This is a genomic window from Nocardia sp. NPDC060259, assembly GCF_042728775.1.
Lineage (GTDB): Bacteria > Actinomycetota > Actinomycetes > Mycobacteriales > Mycobacteriaceae > Nocardia.
On record NZ_JBHXAY010000028.1, the window covers coordinates 29,053 to 47,487 of the forward strand.

18 protein-coding genes are annotated in these 18,435 nt (G+C 62.8%); 14 read left to right on the forward strand and 4 right to left on the reverse strand.

Annotation, left to right across the window (positions count from 1 at the left end):
• Positions 1 to 52 precede the first annotated feature (52 nt).
• From ACFWF2_RS13880 to ACFWF2_RS13930, 11 genes are all read left to right on the forward strand, one after another.
• Positions 53 to 1,270: a hypothetical protein gene (locus ACFWF2_RS13880; protein ID WP_379307822.1), complete on the forward strand. Its 1,218-nt coding sequence runs from the start codon at positions 53 to 55 to the stop codon at positions 1,268 to 1,270.
• A complete protein-coding gene (locus ACFWF2_RS13885; protein ID WP_379307823.1) occupies positions 1,267 to 2,022 on the forward strand; it encodes an NUDIX hydrolase in 756 nt (251 codons plus the stop codon). The genes ACFWF2_RS13880 and ACFWF2_RS13885 overlap by 4 nt, the downstream gene beginning before the upstream one ends.
• Positions 2,015 to 2,932, forward strand: coding sequence for an aminotransferase class IV (locus ACFWF2_RS13890; protein ID WP_379307824.1), 918 nt, complete (start codon positions 2,015 to 2,017; stop codon positions 2,930 to 2,932). The genes ACFWF2_RS13885 and ACFWF2_RS13890 overlap by 8 nt, the downstream gene beginning before the upstream one ends.
• The gene (locus ACFWF2_RS13895; protein ID WP_379307825.1) at positions 2,932 to 3,624 is read left to right on the forward strand and encodes an HAD family hydrolase; all 693 of its coding nucleotides are present in this window, start codon (positions 2,932 to 2,934) and stop codon (positions 3,622 to 3,624) included. The genes ACFWF2_RS13890 and ACFWF2_RS13895 overlap by 1 nt, the downstream gene beginning before the upstream one ends.
• Positions 3,621 to 4,802, forward strand: coding sequence for a glycosyltransferase family 4 protein (locus tag ACFWF2_RS13900; protein WP_379307826.1), 1,182 nt, complete (start codon positions 3,621 to 3,623; stop codon positions 4,800 to 4,802). The genes ACFWF2_RS13895 and ACFWF2_RS13900 overlap by 4 nt, the downstream gene beginning before the upstream one ends.
• A complete protein-coding gene (locus ACFWF2_RS13905) occupies positions 4,799 to 5,899 on the forward strand; it encodes a hypothetical protein (protein ID WP_379307827.1) in 1,101 nt (366 codons plus the stop codon). Before ACFWF2_RS13900 ends, ACFWF2_RS13905 begins: the two co-directional genes overlap by 4 nt.
• On the forward strand, positions 5,896 to 6,720 hold the full coding sequence (locus ACFWF2_RS13910) for an inositol monophosphatase family protein (RefSeq protein WP_379307828.1): 825 nt from the start codon (positions 5,896 to 5,898) through the stop codon (positions 6,718 to 6,720). The genes ACFWF2_RS13905 and ACFWF2_RS13910 overlap by 4 nt, the downstream gene beginning before the upstream one ends.
• Positions 6,717 to 7,688, forward strand: coding sequence for a phosphotransferase enzyme family protein (locus ACFWF2_RS13915; RefSeq protein WP_379307829.1), 972 nt, complete (start codon positions 6,717 to 6,719; stop codon positions 7,686 to 7,688). The genes ACFWF2_RS13910 and ACFWF2_RS13915 overlap by 4 nt, the downstream gene beginning before the upstream one ends.
• Positions 7,685 to 8,407: a class I SAM-dependent methyltransferase gene (locus tag ACFWF2_RS13920; protein ID WP_379307830.1), complete on the forward strand. Its 723-nt coding sequence runs from the start codon at positions 7,685 to 7,687 to the stop codon at positions 8,405 to 8,407. The genes ACFWF2_RS13915 and ACFWF2_RS13920 overlap by 4 nt, the downstream gene beginning before the upstream one ends.
• A 35-nt stretch (positions 8,408 to 8,442) precedes the next feature.
• Entirely contained in the window at positions 8,443 to 9,855 is a 1,413-nt protein-coding gene (locus tag ACFWF2_RS13925) for a UDP-glucose dehydrogenase family protein (protein ID WP_379307831.1), read from the forward strand.
• 150 nt (positions 9,856 to 10,005) lie between these two features.
• Positions 10,006 to 10,170 (forward strand): hypothetical protein, encoded by a 165-nt coding sequence (locus ACFWF2_RS13930; RefSeq protein WP_379307832.1) that lies wholly within the window; start codon positions 10,006 to 10,008, stop codon positions 10,168 to 10,170.
• A gap of 229 nt (positions 10,171 to 10,399) precedes the next feature.
• On the opposite strand, the gene ACFWF2_RS13935 is transcribed toward ACFWF2_RS13930, so the two are convergent.
• From ACFWF2_RS13935 to ACFWF2_RS13950, 4 genes are all read right to left on the reverse strand, one after another.
• Positions 10,400 to 11,338, reverse strand: a complete 939-nt coding sequence (locus tag ACFWF2_RS13935) for a hypothetical protein (RefSeq protein WP_379307833.1) — start codon at positions 11,336 to 11,338, stop codon at positions 10,400 to 10,402.
• An 84-nt stretch (positions 11,339 to 11,422) separates the two neighbouring features.
• Positions 11,423 to 12,274, reverse strand: coding sequence for a fructosamine kinase family protein (locus ACFWF2_RS13940; protein WP_379307834.1), 852 nt, complete (start codon positions 12,272 to 12,274; stop codon positions 11,423 to 11,425).
• Positions 12,275 to 12,312: 38 nt separating this feature from the next.
• Positions 12,313 to 12,930, reverse strand: coding sequence for an AAA family ATPase (locus ACFWF2_RS13945; protein WP_379307835.1), 618 nt, complete (start codon positions 12,928 to 12,930; stop codon positions 12,313 to 12,315).
• Positions 12,931 to 12,977: 47 nt separating this feature from the next.
• On the reverse strand, positions 12,978 to 13,643 hold the full coding sequence (locus tag ACFWF2_RS13950; protein WP_379307836.1) for an NUDIX hydrolase: 666 nt from the start codon (positions 13,641 to 13,643) through the stop codon (positions 12,978 to 12,980).
• Between the two features lie 2,033 nt (positions 13,644 to 15,676).
• Between ACFWF2_RS13950 and ACFWF2_RS13955 the strand changes: the two genes are divergently transcribed.
• The 3 genes from ACFWF2_RS13955 to ACFWF2_RS13965 all read left to right on the forward strand — a co-directional run bounded on the left by ACFWF2_RS13955 (position 15,677) and on the right by ACFWF2_RS13965 (position 18,062).
• The gene (locus ACFWF2_RS13955) at positions 15,677 to 16,054 is read left to right on the forward strand and encodes a hypothetical protein (RefSeq protein ID WP_379307837.1); all 378 of its coding nucleotides are present in this window, start codon (positions 15,677 to 15,679) and stop codon (positions 16,052 to 16,054) included.
• A 68-nt stretch (positions 16,055 to 16,122) separates the two neighbouring features.
• Positions 16,123 to 17,214 (forward strand): hypothetical protein, encoded by a 1,092-nt coding sequence (locus tag ACFWF2_RS13960; RefSeq protein ID WP_379307838.1) that lies wholly within the window; start codon positions 16,123 to 16,125, stop codon positions 17,212 to 17,214.
• A gap of 107 nt (positions 17,215 to 17,321) precedes the next feature.
• On the forward strand, positions 17,322 to 18,062 hold the full coding sequence (locus ACFWF2_RS13965) for a murein transglycosylase (RefSeq protein ID WP_379307839.1): 741 nt from the start codon (positions 17,322 to 17,324) through the stop codon (positions 18,060 to 18,062).
• Positions 18,063 to 18,435 lie beyond the last annotated feature (373 nt).

Consider the following 18,435-nt stretch of genomic DNA (forward strand, 5'->3'; position numbering starts at 1 on the left):
ATTGCAGGGGTGAGCGCGATTGCCTACCGGCTCCCACAGCGCAAGGAGAGTCATGCGTTTTCCGTATAGGGTTGCCGAACTCAGTCCACGGCTCTTGCAGCGATGGAACACCTACTACCTCAACGAAATCGACCGAGACTGGGATGTCGAGGAAGGACTGTGGCGGCGTACGCAAGGCGCAGACAATGCCTCAGAATCGGGCTGGCAGCACCCGAACGATGCCCGCCGCCGGATTCTCCACTACCGATACCGCTTCTGCGTCGAGGGCGGTTCGCTGTTGCTGCATGACTTCTACCTCATGATGTCAGTGGCGTTGCCCAAGCCCGAGCTGCGGCAGCGAATAACGGCCGTCGACGCCGCACTGATCGCAGGCGGCTGGTCCAAGGAGGGACAGGGTCGCTGGGCGCACGGTGATCTTGTCTGCGAGGTGGTTGAGGCTGAGGTGCATCCTCAGGACGTTCACCATGGCAGGACTCTTCCTGTGGGCTACGGTTGCCATGACATTGTCATCCGTTCGAGCCATTTCATCCCGGACGCGGCATTGATCGCGTTGCCGTGGCAGGTGCTGGCCGGTGGGATGAGGGCGAAGGACCGCCGGGGTGAGCCGCACGTGGTGCCTGACCTGGGCGAGCTCACGCAGCACCTGCCGTTCCAGGTAGAACTCGGATGCGGCATGTCCGTCGAGGCATCGGTGCCGGCGCTCCACCGTCTACACGAGATCTATCAGGTCACCGACCGCAGCACCGGTGCCTTCGTATTCAGCCCAGGCAAAGATGGTTTCGCCACCTGGCTTGTACGTGCTCCCGAGGCGGCGATGACCGTCCTGACCGAAATGTTCTCTCGATGTCTGTCAGCTGAACCGACAGCGGGTCATCACGCGTTGAGGTCCTTGGCTGACGCTGGACACATGGTGGGGCCGGTGATCACCAACAACTTCGACGGCCTGGCGGTGCGCGCCGGTCTCGGACAGTGCTACGTACGCCGCTACGACGAAGCCGTGCCCGAGGTGCCGTGGCTGCCCGAAACCCGCTCGCTGCTCGTCATCGGCAGTCACGCTGACCGACGTCGCGTTCAAGCCCGGGCACGAGCGCGAGGATTGAAAGTGTTCTATCTCGACCCGGAAGGTTTCTGGGAAGGCGATCGGTTCGTTGCCTACCCGATTGAGGGCATACGCGATAACGAGGTGCTGTGCCGCCGTCCAGCCAGTTCGGCTCTGCAAGAACTTGCCACCCAACTGGGGTGCGCGGTAGCGGAAGGGGTGGATGCGTGACCGCTGTTGGATTCACCGAGGTCGACTGGCTGCGGCTGAAAGCCGCTGAACCTCCGCGCGCTGATCCCGCCGTGACGACCGAGGTCGACGAGTACTGGACTCACCGTGTCCTGGACAACCCGACATTGTTCAACGGTCCGCTGGTGGCCGCAGCAGGGATCCGGTTCGAGGAGGCGGGCTGCGATCTGCAATGGTTTCGCAGCGACTATGCGCACTACCTATGGCGGCAGGCTCCAGGATCCTCCGAACATCGCCCGTACGCCCGAACGATCTACGTCGCGACAGTCGCGCGCACCGAGAACGGTGGGATCCTGGTCGGCAGGATGGCCGACACCACCAGTAGCCCCGGGCGCATCCAACTTCCCGGCGGCAACGCCGAGCCTCCCAATGACGAGGAGTTCGTTGAGGGGACGTTGCGAAACCATGCGATCAGGGAGTTTGCTGAAGAGGTAGGAATGCCCCCGCCAGCGATCCGATTGTGGGCAGTGAAAACTGGTGGAGTCGGTGACATCGGTGTCGTCTACTCCACCAATGTCTGCACAACAGATGCCGCAGCGGCCTTCTCGCGTGTACGTGCTGAGCAAGCAAAACACTCGGAGTTCGCGGCCGTGCTTGAGTTGGTACCGAGCCCAAGCGGGAAGACTGTGAGCGAACCCGTGGTGGACTATCTCCCCGTCCTTCTCGACACGCTGTTCGGTACACAGCGGGTTGCTGTGCGAGAGCTCGAGGCATCGGTGGCAGCTCGTGTATGAGTCTGCTCCAGACTGGATTTGGTGGAACGGCACTGTTACTGCCTGGCCGCAGGCGCGTCTGCATGTGACGTCGGAGACCGCACTTCGCGGGATCAACGTCTTCGAAGGGATCCGCGCCTACTGGCAACCGGGCACCGAACGGTGGGCGGTGATCGAACTGGAGTCGCATCTGCGTCGGCTCGCCAATTCGGCTGCTCTGATGCACATCCCGGTCGATCGCGGTCTAGCCGAACGAATGCGCGCAGCGATCCGCGATTTGGTCGCGGTGTGCGGTGTGCCGGGTACAGATCTCTATCTGCGACCGACCGTGTACGTCGACAACGGGCGTTACACAGCATCGGCGACCTCGATGTCCACTGGTGAGTTCATCGCCTGCCATCGAGCCGACCCGAGTAGTGATAGCACGATTCGGTGTGTCGTCAGCCGCTGGCGCCGAATCCCGGATTCGGCGCTACCGACCCGGGCCAAGACCGGAGCGGCTTACACGGCATTCCGGCAAGCTCGTATCGAAGCCCTCGATGCCGGCGCGGAGGAAGCCATACTGCTCAACACCGACGGCATGGTTTCGGAGACTCCTGGTGCTGCTGTGTTCGCCGTCTCGGATGGCGTTTTGGTGACTCCTCCGCTCTCAGATGGTTTGCTCGAAGGGATCACCCGTGCGGCTGTGATCGGCCTGACCGAACGCGAACTGGGCCTGTCAGTGGTGGAGAAGTCGCTGACCGCGGAGAACCTTCACACCGCGCAAGAGGTCTTTCTCGCAGGCACCCTCGACGAGGTCCGCGTCGTCAGCGAGATCGACGGAATCCCGACCCCCAGCTCCGAGCTCGGGAGCTGCATCCGGAGCGCGTATGTGGCGATGTGCCGTGGAACCGCACCGCTGTTGCACCAGCGATTCGTGGAGATCCTGTGATGGCGGCCTGCTCGACGCCCGCGGCGGTCCTGTTCGACATCGGCATGACCTTGATCCATCCGAGCGGGGAAGTCATGGTCGATGAACTCCGTGCCCGCGGTGTCACCGCGGTTACCCCGCAGCGGGCCGAAATCGCCTGGGCTGCAGCAGCAGAATCGCATCACCTGGACTTCCCGGCAACGCCGACCCGTGCTCAACACGTTGCCCAGACGTGGGCCCAACTGCTCGGGCAGCGAGTCGACCTCGCGGCCGAGGCGTGGTTGGCCTCCGCAGCGCGGCCTGATCTGTACCGCGATCTGGACGATGATGCCGTTACGGTTCTGAAATCGTTGTGTGAGGGGGGAATCGCGCTGGCCGCTGTATCGAACTCAGATGGAACCCTGACGGAGGAACTCGCGCGATTCGGTCTCGACAGGTACTTCGCTCTGATGCTGGACTCGACGGTCGTCGGCTGCGAGAAGCCGAATCGCAAGATCTTCGACGTTGCGCTCACCGAACTCGGAGTCCACCCCGCGCAGACATGGTTCGTCGGGGACGGTCTGGTCAACGATATGTTCGGCGCCGCTCTGGCAGGCATCGGGCATCCGGTTCTCTACGATCGCCACAGCGTCTACCGTCCGCCGCTACCGGTGCCGGTCATCGGCACCCTCGGCGTCTTGCCTGCTCTGATTGAAAAGACGTGTGCGGCATGAAGATTCTGCTGATCAGCACAACTTATCGCCCCCGCCTCGGCGGCCTGGAAACCTACATCACCACGATGGCCGAACACCTCGCCCGTGACCACGAAGTAACCGTTGTGACCAATCGAGATGCCTGGGACCAACCGATGAACGCCATGGAGAACGGTGTACGGGTCCTGCGCGGCGGCGCGCTGCTGCACTCACCAGTGGCCAACTCTGTTCCTTGGGAAGCCGCGCTGTTCAGTGTCCTCACCGATATCACGGCTCTGACAAATGGGCTCGACTTCGACGTCGTGCACACCCATACACAGGCGGCGCTACTGCTGGCGTCCATGGCCGGTCTCGACAAACGCGCGCCGCTGGTGGCCTCGTTCCACGAGACCGAGCCCGCGGCTGAACCCGGCGGAACTGAACGCAGCCGTTTCGTTTTTCGTGCATGCGCCCCAGATCGGGTCGTGGCTGGAAGCCAGGCATTCGCGGCGCAGGCCACTTCATTCGGGTACTCAACCGAGCAGGTGCGAATCGTCTACCACGGGGTTACCGCCCCTCCCATCCACCACCAGGCTTCCCGCAGCGATGTGCGCAGCCGCGCCCATGTTCCCGAAGACGGCGTCTTGATCTGCTTGATCGGACGTTTCAAGCCGCGCAAAGGTCAACATCGGCTGCTCGATGCATTTCTAGAGATGCGTCACCGCGACCGGGCACGACTGCTCATGGTCGGTTCGTGCAACAGCGCCGACACCAGCTACCTGTCCGAGTTGCGGACACGGATCAACGAACACGGGCTGCACCAACATGTGACGTTGCTCGCCGAATGCTCGGATTCTGTGCGCGACGCTGTGTGGGCGGCCAGTGACATCGCCACACAGCCCAGTTCGGTCGAAGGACTCGGCCTGGCGTGTATCGAAGCCATGCATGCTGGGTTGCCGGTCGTCGCCACCGACACCGCCGGCCTGAACGAGGTGCTCACCCACGACACCGGCCTGCTCCTCGATACCACCGATCCGACTAAGTTCGCTGCAGCATTGGACACCCTCGTCGAAGACCCTGTTCAGCGGCTAGGCATCGGCGCAAAGGCAAGAAGGCGTGCGCGAACGGTCTTCAGCGTCGAGCGCGCGGTAACCGATACGGTCGCCGTCTACCACGAGGTCATCGCAGCACGTGCCAGCGCTCGGGAGCCGCGATCGTGAGCGTCCGTCCCACACTCGGTGTTTGGGGCCCCCACCCGGGCCAGCCCAGCGGCGTCGCCAGCTACATCGCCTCGTCGCTACCCGTGCTCGAACGCATGTGGCACCCAATGCACGCTGAACACGGCACCGATCCGGATCAGTTCGATCAGGTCTTGTATCACCTGGGTAATAACGACCTGCACCACGATGCGTTCCAAGCTCTGGCGCAACGACCAGGTCCTGTCCTGCTACATGAAATCAATATCCTCAACTACTACTACCAAGCCTGGGAACGGTTGCCCGAACACCGACAACGCCAGGTGTTGGCACTGTTGTCCACAGCGCTCGGGACCGAGATCGCCGACGGAGATGCACTCGAAGCTTTCTGGAGGGCCAACCCCGGAATCGACCCGTACAGCATCGACGCCCGGATCGAAACGCTGGTCCTCGATGCCGCGACCTGCGTCCTCGTTCACCACCAGCGCGTCGCAGAACTCCTCAAGTGTGCACACCCCCGTGCCCGAATCGAGGTCATCCCGTTCCCCGTCACGCCGATCACGGTGACAACAGACCCAGACGTGCGCTCCCGATACGGGATTTGCCCACAGACAGTCGTCTTCGGATCCTTCGGATATCTAGGGGAATACAAGAGGATCGAGGTCCTGCTTGCCGCATGGCAGGCATGGGCCGAACGTCCCGACGACGCATTACTGCTCCTGGTCGGGGCAGCCCAGTACGCCGTCAGCATCCCCGCAGACGCGTCGATCCGCCATATCGATCATCCCGATGCCACAGACTTCACCGAGTTGCTGCTCAGCGTCGACTGCGCGGTCCAGCTACGCGGTCCATGGCTAGGTGAGAGCTCCGGTCCGGTGTCAACTCTGCTAGCCCACCACCGGTCGGCAATCCTCACCGACATTCCCACATTCCACCCAGGCCGGCCCCGCACCAATCTGACACACATTCCGGTCGGCGGAAACGAAGTCGAACTGCTGACCGCCGCGCTGGAGTTCCACTACCGCGCACCCAAAGCGCGACCGCGATTCGATCCCGCCTTTCACTGGTCAGCCTGGGCGCAACGCGTCACGGCCACATTGACCGATCCGAGGACACGATGACAACACCGAACCCAACCGATCGGGTACTTTCCCAGGGCGCGAAAGATCGGATCATCGACGCAGTCTCGCGAGCATCCGACGAGCTGCTTGCCCGATGGCCACGACTCACCGGCTTTGCCCCTGCATCGGCAACCAAAACGGATGGGACACCAGTGTCCAGTGCGGACCTCGCCAGCCAAACCATACTGGTCGCCGCGATCGCCTCAACACAGCCCGGCGCGGTAATCCTGGCCGAGGAGGACACCGCTACCCAGTGCCGTCCCGGCACCAACGTATGGTTCGTCGACCCGCTCGATGGCACCAACCTGTACCTCGCCGGCCATAGCGACTTCGCTGTCCTGGTCAGTGGCTGGGTCGACGACGAACCCGTGCTCTCCGTCGCGGCTTTTCCGTCCGAGTCGATCCTGGCCGTCGCCGACCACGAGCAGGCGACATTCACCGCGCCCGACTCGCCCCCAGAACAGCTCGCCGTCCACGCCGTCTACTGCGACCTTCCGAATATCAGGGAAGCAATCGGAGGAATGCACCCCTACGAGATCGACCGCTTCGAGTCCACCCGAACCCTTGTCGACGTCGCCCGCGGCCACGCAGCTGGCGCGATCGTCGAAATGTGTGGGCACGCCACCTGGGACATCGCCGCCCCAGCACACCTGATATCTGCATCGCGTGGAGTGATCAGCGACGAGTTCGGCAACCGAATCCATCCGCACGGCACCACCGTCGATTTCGGCTACCTTGTCGCGGCACGCTCTCCCACGCTGCACAAACGACTGCTCCATGTCCTGGCCCAGACCACCTCACCGGAAGGTACAGCCCTGTGATTGTCAATCGCCGCGACTCCCGCGACATCACCGAGCACGCCGAGCAAGAACTGCTCAAGGCCTTCGGCCTCGCTGGCACCGAGCCGCTGGGGATGGGTACGGAGTCCAGGACCTACACACTAGACGACGACCGCGTCCTCAAGATATATGCAGATCCCGCCCAACGAGACGCCCTGAACACCCTGCAGGACTTCTACAGCAGGCTCTCCGCGCCCGACATCAGCTGGCAGCTACCTCACATCCACAGCATCACCGAACACGGTGAACTGCTGGCCGTCATCGAGCAGCGCATCCCCGGCCAACCCATGGAAGCCTTCACCACATCATCGAACCCAACACTGGAATCGCTGTACCTGAAAACTGTCGCGGAACTGGGCACAGTCACACTCGACCCGCCGCTGCAGCGACGGATGCTTCTAGCCTCACCGGCCGAACCGTCTGCCCCGTCAGGATGGAATGAATTCCTCACCGCCACAGTCACAGCCAAGCTGCATCGGGTCCTGCCCGCCCTCCGACACGATCTATCCGGCATCGATGACCGCGCCGACCAGGTGCTGGCGCGCCTCGCCAGCCAATACCGGGGCCCGGAAGGGGTCATCCACGGCGACATCTACCCCGGCAACATCCTCATGCACGACGAGGACACCGTGAGCGGACTGATCGACTTCGGCACCTTCACCATGATCGGCGACCCCCTCTACGACACCGCCACCGCAGCATCGTTCTACCGCATGTACGAACACGACCGGACCGCTACCCGCGACCGATTGCTGAACACAGCAGCCAGCGACCTGTCCGCCGAACGCCGCCACGACCTCTACACATACCTGCTCGTAAACGCGCTGCTCACCTGCGATCTCTACCCGGAACCGGACACTCCACTCAACACCACGGGCCACTACCAGTGGGCAGCCGAGATCTTGAACACCGACACCTACTGGCACCACGCGACAGAGTCGAACTCATGACCAGGCAGGACTGGGCAAGCTCGTTCTTCGACGACGGCTACGAAGAAACATTTCGGCGGCTCGGCAAGTACGACACAACCGACGCCGATGTCGATGCGATCCTTGCGCTGACCAAACTTCCGGTAGGTAGCCGCGTCCTCGATGTCCCCTGCGGTTGGGGTCGCCATACCGGTCGGCTCCACAAGCTGGGCTACGACGCGGTAGGCGTTGACAGTTCCCCCGCACAGATCTCACTCGCACACCAACGCTGGCCATCCGTAACGTTCCACCTCAACGATATGCGTGACATCCCGTCCGGACCGTTCGACGCCGTGTTCAATCTGTGGACCAGCTTCGGATCGCTGCCGACAGCCAGTGAGGACCTCGACGCACTTCGTGCGTGGAAGTCCGGCCTGGCCCCAGGCGGTGTCCTCGTTATGGAGCTAACAACCTACGAGAATGCCGCCCGCACCAACGAAGCCCACGGACAGCCAAACGGATACAAGTCCGTGACCGTCAACGATGTTCGCGAGGATGCGGTCTTCGACTGGGACAACGGGGTCTCCCGCAACACCTACACCCGCGGCGACTGGACGCGAACATGCATCACCCGTCTCTATCGGCGTCCTGCACTGCGGGATCTGCTCCACCGAGCGGGATTTCGCGCAGTCGAGATGTACGGCAGCTTCGGCGGTGACGAAATCGACGACACTCGCCGCACCGTCCTCATCGCACGGTAACCCCAAACGGCACCCTCCCAGAGATCTGAGCAATCATGGACCGAAACGAACACATCGTGGTCCTCGGCGCCGGATACGTCGGGCTCACGACCGCGGTCTGCCTCGCACACCTCGGATATACCGTCGACTGCGTCGACCACGACCCAGCACTGGTCCATGCACTGAGCACCGGCCACGCGCATCTCGACGAACCCCGCCTTGAGGATCTGCTCGTCACAGCGATCACCTCCGCAAAAATCAGCTTCACCACGACCTTGGAACCCGTGACAAGGAGTTCGATCGTCATCGTTTGCCTACCAACGCCAGCGAGCAGCGACGGGTCCGCCGACATCAGTGCGATCGAACAAGCCATCACAGACCTTCGAGACCTGCTGTCTCCGAACAGCATCATCGCCATCAAGTCCACAGTGCCCGTCGGAACCAACTCCAAACTGCACAGTCGCCTCGGCCGCAAGGGCATTGCGCTGATAGCCAATCCGGAGTTCCTCCGCGAAGGCCACGCAGTCAACGACTTCCTCAGCCCGAACCGCGTCGTGATCGGCGGACACGACGCGGTCGCCGTCGAGCGCTTTCAGCGGCTCTACCGCACATTCGAATGCCCGATGATCGTCACCGACCCGGCCTCCGCCGAACTGGCCAAATACGCCGCCAACGCCTTTCTCGCAACCAAGATCTCATTCATCAACTCGATCGCAACCATGTGCGATGCCCTCGGAGCTGACATCGATGACATCGAACGAACGCTCACAACCGACCCACGCATAGGCGCCGGGCACCTGACCTCCGGTCCAGGATGGGGCGGCCCCTGCTTGCCGAAAGACACCGCCTCGCTCATCCACCAATCCGCTACAGCAGGCCTCCGCCTACCACTGATCGAGGCAGCGCTAGCTACCAACACCCAACGCATCGAATACGTCATTGAGTCGATTCAATGCCAGCTCGGAGTACTCACCGGACGACGAATCGCTACGCTCGGAGCCACCTTCAAGGTCGGCACCACCGACTGCCGCGATTCTCCCGCGCTGCGGATAATCAACCAACTTCACCAAGCTGGCGCGATCGTCAGCGCACACGATCCATGCCTAGCGACCAATGCCGATCTCGGCTTCCAGATTTTCGGAGATCCATACCAGGCGATCAACCACGCAGACATAGTTGTCATCCTCACCGCCTGGCCTCAGTACAGAGAGCTCGACTGGCACGAGGTCGCTCGCACAATGCACGGACACACGATCGTCGACACCTGCCGAGTTGCTGACTCGCACGCCGTTCGGCTAGCAGGCATGAAACTCCATGCACTGGGGCGCGGAGCTCCATATATCAAATCCACACTGCATCAAGGTAATGCCGGTACGGAGGAACTGGTCCAGCGCGACCTACGAGGTCGACGTCCAAGCACAACGCGGCACGTGGGTGCGGTGCCGGTTCAACAACCTCGTGTCAGATGATGGGTACGCCAGAATCACACCCTTGAGGTGGGAGGCTGCCTCAGCGCTTCGTCGGAGTTGTCGCCGCGGTCGAAGGCGGTGCCGAGGCTACACCCGAGCTGGAGCTCCCGTGCCCGCATCAGCAGCTCCCGTTTACAGAGGCCGACGACCATGGCCACCTCTCGGTGCTCTAAAGCCACCGGCCACGGAGAACGCCTGCTGGAACGCCGATTTGTCGTGTCCGCCGGCGACGAGTGCGGCAAGCAGGACTCGGGCTTCGAGTGGGTCGGGGTAGCCAGCTGGGATCAGGCCGCGGTCGATCAGGTCGCGCTCTGATCCTGGGTATCCATAGGTGGATCGCAGAACCGGCCCACCGCCAGCAGCGGTGTCATATTTCCGAGTCAGTGATCTGAACGACTTTGCTGCTCAATTGCTGTGGTGTGTCTGAGCGGATTGGAGTACACGGAGCCCTGCATCACATTGTCGAATGAGATGCCGTCCCGGTACCGGGGCAGGGGCTCAACGGCGCCTGCCCCAGGCAGAACAGCAATCTGCTGACCGGGTTTCAGGTCCAGCCGAGTCGACGTTGCAACCAGCGCGTGGTCACGAGCTCGGCGCGGGCACGGTGTTCCTGCAGGTGGGGTGCGCGTGGAGGTGACGGTTGACGGCATGCGTTCGCCCAGTAGCCAGTGAGCCCGCAGAGGAGAGCGTTGATGGAAGCCGGGTCGGTGCTCCGGGTGATGGTGTGGGTCGCCAGGATCGGGTCCGGATCGATGCCCTTGTCGGCGATTGCTGGTGCGAACATGACCAGATCGACCCACGCCGCCCCCGTGCATGGCCACGCCCAATCGACGACAGCCACAGCTCCTTCTGGCCGCAATCGCATGTTGTCGGGGCGAAGGTCGGTGTGCAGCAACGTATCTCCTGCGGCTGCCGCCGCCCAGGTGCCTTCCAGGTCGGCGAGCCGGTCCAGGTTGCGTCGTGACCAGTCGTTGAGGTCGGTGGGTGGGCCGTGTTCGGCGAAATGACGCCACCCTGTCAGTTTCGCTCCGTAGAGGTCGTCGATACTCGGCACGTCCAGCAGCGGGGTCGGCGAGAGCGCCTGCGACATTTGCTCGATAGCGTCCAGCATCGCTGCGAGCTCGACCGGGTCCTCGATCCGTGGGTGCGAGCCGCTGATGTTCTCGAAGATTGTGATCAGCCAGCCGTCGGTCTCGATCGTGGCCAGCATCTTCGGTGCCGGTACCTGCGGGGGCAGTCGTGCGGCGGTGGTCGCTTCGGTGCGGTACATCGTGATGAGCGGGTCGTCGATGTTGATAGCTTTCGCGAACACCACCTGGTCATTGTCGAGGAACAGCCTGGCCGCCAGGCCATGGCTGAACCCGCCCGGTTGAGTCACTGCTGAGCACACCCGCGTACCAAGGCGAGCCTCGACCGCGCGGCGTGCCTGTTCGGGAAGGTCGCGCCAGATGATCCGCTGGGCGGTGCTCTCATCGTTGGCCATGCCAGCATCCTGGCGTCGAACACCTGGTGGTGGCCAGCGATTTTCGAGTCGGTGGGTCTGCACGGCCGCCGAGTGAGACGGTAGCTAGCCAGCTCGCAGCGCGGCGGTCGCGGCTTCGACGACCGCGCTGCGGTAGCGGGCGCCGAACAGCACGAGGTGCACGAGCAGTGGATGCAACTGATGCAAGGGGATCCGGTCGGGCCAGCCGTCGGCCAGGGGTATCGCCTCGGTGTAGCTGTCGAGGATGTGGTCGAGGTGGTCGATACCGAACAGTGCGAGCATCGCCAGATCGGTTTCGCGGTGACCGGCGTGTGCTGCCGGGTCGATCAAGACGCCGCGCCCACCACTCCACACCACATTGCCCGACCACAAATCGCCGTGGATGCGGGTCGGTGGCTCCGTGGAACCGGCCAGGGAATCGATCCTGGCGATGACCTCCTCGATCAGCCGGATCTCGGCGGGTTCGAGGTGCTGGTGGCCGTCACGCAGGTAGGGCAACAGTCGAGCTTCGGCGTACCAGGTACTCCACGGCTGAGTCGAGGGCGTGTTGTCCAGCGCAAGGTCGGCGATGTAGCCGTCCCAGTCGGCGCCGAAGGCCTCGGCCGGGTGGGAGTGCACAGTCGCCAGATCCTGGCCGAATCGTCGCGCTGCCTCGACCGTGGAGGCATGGGGCGCCAGCCAGGGCAGCACGAGCATCTTCTCGTCGACGGCGAGAACTTCGGCGACGGGACTCGACTCGGTGCCGGTGGCGAGCCAGCGCAGGCCGGCGGCCTCCGCGGCGAAAACGGGCCCGCAGTCGGCGGCGGCTTTGACGAAGACCTGCTGACCATTGCCGGTGGTCGCGCGGTGCAGAGTCCAGGAGTGCCGTGCACCGAGGTCGACGACGGTGTCGATCGAGGTCTCCAGCAGCCTCGACAGGTGGGCGTTGTCGAGCACAGATCGGTGTCCTTGGCGATGGTGGGGTGGTGGCGGTTTCAGTTGGCGATGATGTGGTCGGTCACGGCCGGGCCGGCGTCAGCGAGGTCGGAGTGCAGGACCGTGTTGCGGTAACTGTTCCAGTCCGAGAGTTTCGGCTCGTCGCGTTCGGCGCCGCGACGCTGCATTCGGCCACGGATCCGGTCGGTGTCTGTGTCCACCCACACGGTGCGGATCGCGATGTCGGATGTATCGGCGACTGACCGGACGTAGTCAGCCAGCCGGATGCCTCGTTGCGCGGCGGTTCGGATGTATCCCAGGAATGGTGCGTCGACTACCACTGGGCACCGCTCGGCGATGGTGAATGCCTGCTGGATGAGGGCGAGGTAGAGGTGGGGTGAGACGACTCGCCGGTAGAGTTCACTGTCACGGTCGTAGGGGTTGCCGGTCAACTCGGCCATCACCGATTCCTCGAGCCGGGGCGCGAATTGGTCCTTGTCGAGCACGACAGCGCTGAGCAACCTCGACAACACGCTGGTGGCGGTGGTCTTGCCCGAGGCAGGGAACCCACACACGATCGTCACACGACCACCGATCGTGGTAGCCAACTGCTCCAGCCCCAGTGTTCCGATCGGGGAGAAGGCAAGGGACTGTGCAGGATTCACCGGATTAGCCACGCATCAATCCTCGCAGAGTCAGCCCTCCGCGAGAGCGAACCGACGGATCAGGTCCCCGCCTCGACGCCTGGACCTGTGTCGGATGCGCGCATGGTGTCGGACTCGCCGGACAAGGTTCGATGATGGGCGAATGCTGCGACCTGCGACTGTGTTGGAGTCAGCAGTGACGTGCCGGCGAGTAGTGAGGCGGCGGTGAGCATTCCCACTGCGGTTCCGGCGCCCAGGAGTTCCCCGCGGGCGAGCAGGTCTGCTGTGTGGGTGAGGGGAATCCACATCAGCTGGCTGGCCTCCTCGCCGTCTGTCGGTTCCGCGACCTGACGTGGATCGCGTCCGAGGAAGACCAGATGGCGGGTTTGAACCAGTCCGGGCATCGGTTCGAGGTCGGCAATCAGATCCAACGATCCGACCTCGAAGCCTGTTTCCTCCAACAGCTCCCGCCGCGCGCATGCGGCCGGGTCTTTACCGGTTTCGACGATTCCACCGGGCGACTCGAACCCGACGGCGTCCACGATCCAGCGATGACGGCGCATCAGCAGGACCCGTGCGTGCTGGTCGACAGCGATCACCGTTGCGACGGTGTTCAACCGGATCGCGTGATGGGACCGGTTGATACCGTCGGGGGTGGTGATCTCGTTGCAGGTGACCTGTAGCCACGGCGCTCCGTCGTACACAGTCCATTCGCGGTGAACGACAGTGCGTGGCGGATCAACCATGGTCCCACGCTACCGATGGCCGAACGACCGGATAATGCTCCGCCAAGAGTGCCACTAGCACTGTGGATCCCGAACGGCCACGGCCGACTAGAGCTGACCAAGCTCCACAGGCCGACAGCAGTCACGCCTGTCAATGCCGAGCCGAAGGACATGTCGGCGCCTACCCAAACGATGGAGGTGGGCGCCGAGACGTCCTGCGGGCACGGTCAAAGCCGGACTCCGCAGAGGCACCGGCCTCTGCCGTCGCTCCTGGAGCGTTGTAGTGAGGGTGTGCTGCGGTTGACTCGATTGTCGCGTTTGGACAATTGGGCACTGAGTCTGCGAGCGTCGACCCGCATTGTAGGAGTCCGGCGGGCCAAGCGGTGGTCGAGCAGCGTTGCATGTCATTGCTGCGGGATACCGTTGAGGCGGTAGCTATTTCGGTGCTGCGCGTGTGGAGGGGACACGATGCTGGTGATCAGCGGCGATCGAGACGGGATCGACGATACTGGGCGCACGGTGATCGGCTGGTTACGCAGTGCGGCCGGACCCTCTGGGGTTTCCGGTGTATCGATCTCGGGTTGTGTCCTGCCAGGTCGAGACGACGACCTCGCCGGAACCGAGGCCGACCTGGTGGTCATCACCCCCGGATACTGTGGTGGCGATCGCGGAGGACTCCAACCCCTTCGATCAGGTCGGTGCTGCGGTTTTCGGTCTGAAACGTCCGGCGAGGACGACTTCTGCCGACTGTTTCCGCTCCCGCTGTGTTGAGCGGACCAGGACTTGCCGCTTTGATTAGCTGTTGGGGCTGATCAGCAGGCGATCGGGGAGCTTTGCTGGATGACTGCGGCTTCGGATGTTCTCGTCAGTAGCGGCATCGACCGATCTCAGGGTTGTGATGACCGGGCGTCACCTGCCCGAACCTTCTCGAGTGAAGGAGAATTCGAGCGCACGGTGTCTGTGCTGAGGGGCGGGCAGTGCGAAGACCGAAGCGAGCCGTGGTCATCTGCGAGCCACGACAAGCCGTGGCCTCTGTGCATCCTGAGAGAATGCTGTGTGATGTATGTCATGGTTTGATCGCGCTGCGGTCGCTTGATTGATAGGTGCTGGGCGACCGTGCCGAAGGATCGTGTACGCGTATCGAGTTCGGCCGGCCCGCCGCTGCCTGAAGTTGCTGGTTGAAGCGGCGCGTGGCTCTGGAGGGAGGTCGCGAAATCTGTTCTAGATAAATCATTTTCGCTGCCTGAGTGCCGGGCATTCTTCGCCAGAATCGCGGTCAACAGCGAACTCGCTCGTCCTGAATCGAGCCGTCTGAGCGTCGCTACTGGATGACTGCTTGGATCGCGCGGCAGGCATGAATCATTCGGTGTGTAGGTGAGGCACATCACGTTTCGGGTGCCGTGCTGATTTTGTTTGCCATGCGAAACGCATTGTCCAATGTGTACGCTTCGCCCGTTCTTGTGATGTCCGGGTGTGGATGTTGCTTGTGGGTTTGGTGTGTGGAGTGTGATGAGGCTTCGAGATGGGTGGCGCGTTGGCGCGCTTGGTTCCCGGTTCGTGACTGTTCCGCAGCACTGTGCCTGGCTCGATGACGATGGTGTTCATCGCGTTGGGGGCACGCGCGGCTATTCGGGCTGGGGCGGTGGCGCCGAAGGATCAGTGCCCGCAGCAGGTTTCGCGTCTGCTAGCGGACTCCTCGGGCAGGAGATTCCGGGCTGGAAGGCGGGCTACGTTGCTGGTGGTGCTAGGCAAGCCTGGCTATGAAGTGCAACGTCGACCTTGAAGGTGCCGGAAGCGACGGGTCGATCGGAACCTCGATCCCGGTGAATCGCTAGCGACAGCGCGACTGAACCCGTGACCGGAACTTGGATGGTCCGTTGCCGGGCGGGTTAGTCCGTCGATCGCGGATGAATCGTCTTGGATCGCTGGTGCAGTCGAGATGGATCAAAACACCCACTCATCTCGGAGCGAATTCGGTTACATGCCGCTGTACGCGTCTGACTCTTTATGCGGTCGTGGCCACATCGTGGGATATGTCAGCTACTTGCGTTCTTGTGACGCTTGAGCAATTAGGAATGAAGGGAAATACATTGAAGAACAGCAGGATTGTCCGTGCGGCCGTGATGACCGGCACCATCTTCGGAGCGATCGCATTGCAAGCCACCAGTGCTGCAGCGCAGCCGATTCCGACGGGCACGCCCTACGCCGTCGCCGACGACGAGCAGATCGAAGACAACGACCAGTCAGACGAAACTACCCCGTCGCGTAGTGGATCGTCGTTCTCCGGGCCAGGACTGTCTGGTTCCTCGACCACCGGTTCATCAGGCTCGTTCGACACCGGTTCCGCCGACGGAGAAGATAGCGGCTCCGCAGAAGATGCCGTGACCGGGTTCTTCGGTCGAATCATCCGTGGGGCAGTCACCGGCTCCTGAGACATGCGCATCTGAGACCTGCGCATCCGCTGGCGCAGCGGTGTGATCGCTAGCGCCACAGCGACGCCATGTCGCTCGAGGCTTGCCCAGTATCTGCTCCGCAGGGCAACTACGAGGTCTACATAGGCCGTAACCGCCCGAAGGTCTCGTCACTGAAAGAAAGCAACATATACGTGTCACCACCTGACAATCGGGACCATCCCTTCACCGATCCCGAACTGACAGAAGTCATCAGAATGCCCGTGAACTCGGACGACTCCGACGATGCCGACGACTTGAACGACGAGCAATTGCTCGACAACGAGCCGGACACCGAGGTCGTCCCGGACGAGGAGCCGGCGTCACCGCTTGCACGACAGTGGCGACGGTTCGCCAGCTATGCCAAATCCGCCAGCGCTCGACGGCACCTGCCCTACGCTGCAGTGGCCGCAGCGGTGGTTTGCGCCGGGATCGGCGTGCTGGTCGCGACAGGAACCAACACCGAAAGCACAGACGCGGTGACCGACGCCGCCGCGTCGTCGGAGGAAGTACCAGGAACCCAGTCCTTCGATGACATCACCGCACTGCTACCTGGCGGATACGACGAGACCGCGACAGTCGAAACGACGGAGCCGAGCACCTTCTCGGAAATCCCGAGCGACCTTCCACTGCCGGAGGGAGGTCTCGGCACCGACGGCGCCACCGAAGACCCCCTAGCGTCGGAGCCCGTCACCGTTACCGAGACGGCACCGATCGATCCAGTCGGCAGCGACGATCCGGTGGTGACCGAGACAGTCACAGATACTGCGACCGAGACCTCGGAACCGACGACTGTGACCGAGACTCCGGCGGGTTCGCAGTGGCCGAATGTGTCGCTCAACGGCAGTGTGACCATGCCCGAGCGGGGTGGAGGTGGGTCGCAACATCCGGATGTTGCCCCGTCGACGGTGACCGTCACCGTGGAAGCTCCAGCTGAAACAACGACGGCACCCACGACGAAGACGACCACCCCCAAACCGAAGCCGAGTTCGTGCCGCACCGCGACGCCCTCGAAAACCAAGCCGAAGTCGACAACAACACCGAAGACAACGACCACTCGTGTGCCGTCGACGACACGAACCCAACGCCCCACCACGCCCAAAAAGTCGGCCACGACGACAACGGCTCGGCCATGCAAGTAGACGACCGGAAGCAGCGTGATCGGTCCCGCCGCAGTGCATTGAGGGGAAGTGCAGTACCGGCAACCGCCTTATCAGCGGCGCGACGCGGGCTGAGGGGTGGAATGTCAATGCTGGTGGCGGCGATCGCGATTGGCGCTATCGCTGGCTGCGGCCAGTCGCCGGGCGATTCCCGCACCGTCACCGCGCCGGTAACAGATGAGATTCCCGCGATTGAGTTGGTGGCGGCAGACCGTCACACCGATGCGCTGCAGGACTGGGCGAGCAAGCGAGCGGGGAAGCTTGGGATACCGGTACGGGCATTGCAGGCCTACGGATATGCAACGGTCGCTCTGGCGAAGACCCAGCCTGATTGCCATCTCGGATGGACGACGCTGGCGGGCATCGCGCGGGTGGAAAGCGATCACGGTCGTCACAGGGGAGCCAAGATCACCGGTGACGGGCAGGTTCGGCCGGTGATCCGTGGTGTCGCGCTCGACGGGACCAATGGCAATGCCCGGATCGTCGATCCCGAGGCGACGAGCCGGGCGGGCAAGACGGTCTATGCCCAGGCCGCGGGCCCGTTCCAGTTCATCCCCGACACCTGGAAGCGATGGGGCGTGCGAGCTGACATCGACTACAAGTCGTTGGAGAAGATCCTCGCCAACGGCAAACCCGGGACGTCGAAGGGATCTCTGGGGAGCGCGGACAACATCGACGATGCGGCTCTGGCCGCAGGTCGCTACCTGTGTGCCTCCGGCGGGGACTTGTCTACCGGTCGCGGCTGGAGGGATGCTGTCTTCGCCTACAACCACTCCGATGCTTATGTCCGCCAGATACGTGCGGCAGCATCCGCCTACGCATCAAAGTGAAATAGTCGACACAAAAGGAACATCGATAGGCCAGGCGCAAGTAATTCTCGGTGAGCTTTCGACGCGAGCGCTGGCAATAGGGCATAGAAACAGCTTCATCGGATAAATGTCCGAGAAAGCGCTTCACGTGCGCAATCGAACTATTTCAGCGATTAAGATCGCTACGGGTTCAGCCGACTCCGCTATTGGGAGAGCGGCCAGCTAGACCTGCCCTGATGCTGGAGTTGGGGAAGAAATCTATGTCGGTCCGCATTGGAAAATAATAGTCGGTGAAGTCGCTTGTCATCGGCAAGTCGGCGTGATACAAATTGCCCTGCCGTGAATTTAGTTCGCGGGCCGCGACTTTCGGTGGGGACCTGAGTCGTGATGAACG

What these genes read in the sequence shown, in the direction of transcription:
- ACFWF2_RS13880 (WP_379307822.1), top strand. Translation starts at nt 53, where the DNA reads ATGCGTTTTCCGTATAGGGTTGCCGAACTCAGTCCACGGCTCTTGCAG.
- ACFWF2_RS13920 (WP_379307830.1), top strand. Translation starts at nt 7,685, where the DNA reads ATGACCAGGCAGGACTGGGCAAGCTCGTTCTTCGACGACGGCTACGAA.
- ACFWF2_RS13960 (WP_379307838.1), top strand. Translation starts at nt 16,123, where the DNA reads ATGTCGCTCGAGGCTTGCCCAGTATCTGCTCCGCAGGGCAACTACGAG.
- ACFWF2_RS13900 (WP_379307826.1), top strand. Translation starts at nt 3,621, where the DNA reads ATGAAGATTCTGCTGATCAGCACAACTTATCGCCCCCGCCTCGGCGGC.
- ACFWF2_RS13965 (WP_379307839.1), top strand. Translation starts at nt 17,322, where the DNA reads ATGCTGGTGGCGGCGATCGCGATTGGCGCTATCGCTGGCTGCGGCCAG.
- ACFWF2_RS13950 (WP_379307836.1), bottom strand. Translation starts at nt 13,643, where the DNA reads ATGGTTGATCCGCCACGCACTGTCGTTCACCGCGAATGGACTGTGTAC.
- ACFWF2_RS13895 (WP_379307825.1), top strand. Translation starts at nt 2,932, where the DNA reads ATGGCGGCCTGCTCGACGCCCGCGGCGGTCCTGTTCGACATCGGCATG.
- ACFWF2_RS13930 (WP_379307832.1), top strand. Translation starts at nt 10,006, where the DNA reads ATGGCCACCTCTCGGTGCTCTAAAGCCACCGGCCACGGAGAACGCCTG.
- ACFWF2_RS13925 (WP_379307831.1), top strand. Translation starts at nt 8,443, where the DNA reads ATGGACCGAAACGAACACATCGTGGTCCTCGGCGCCGGATACGTCGGG.
- ACFWF2_RS13935 (WP_379307833.1), bottom strand. Translation starts at nt 11,338, where the DNA reads ATGGCCAACGATGAGAGCACCGCCCAGCGGATCATCTGGCGCGACCTT.
- ACFWF2_RS13910 (WP_379307828.1), top strand. Translation starts at nt 5,896, where the DNA reads ATGACAACACCGAACCCAACCGATCGGGTACTTTCCCAGGGCGCGAAA.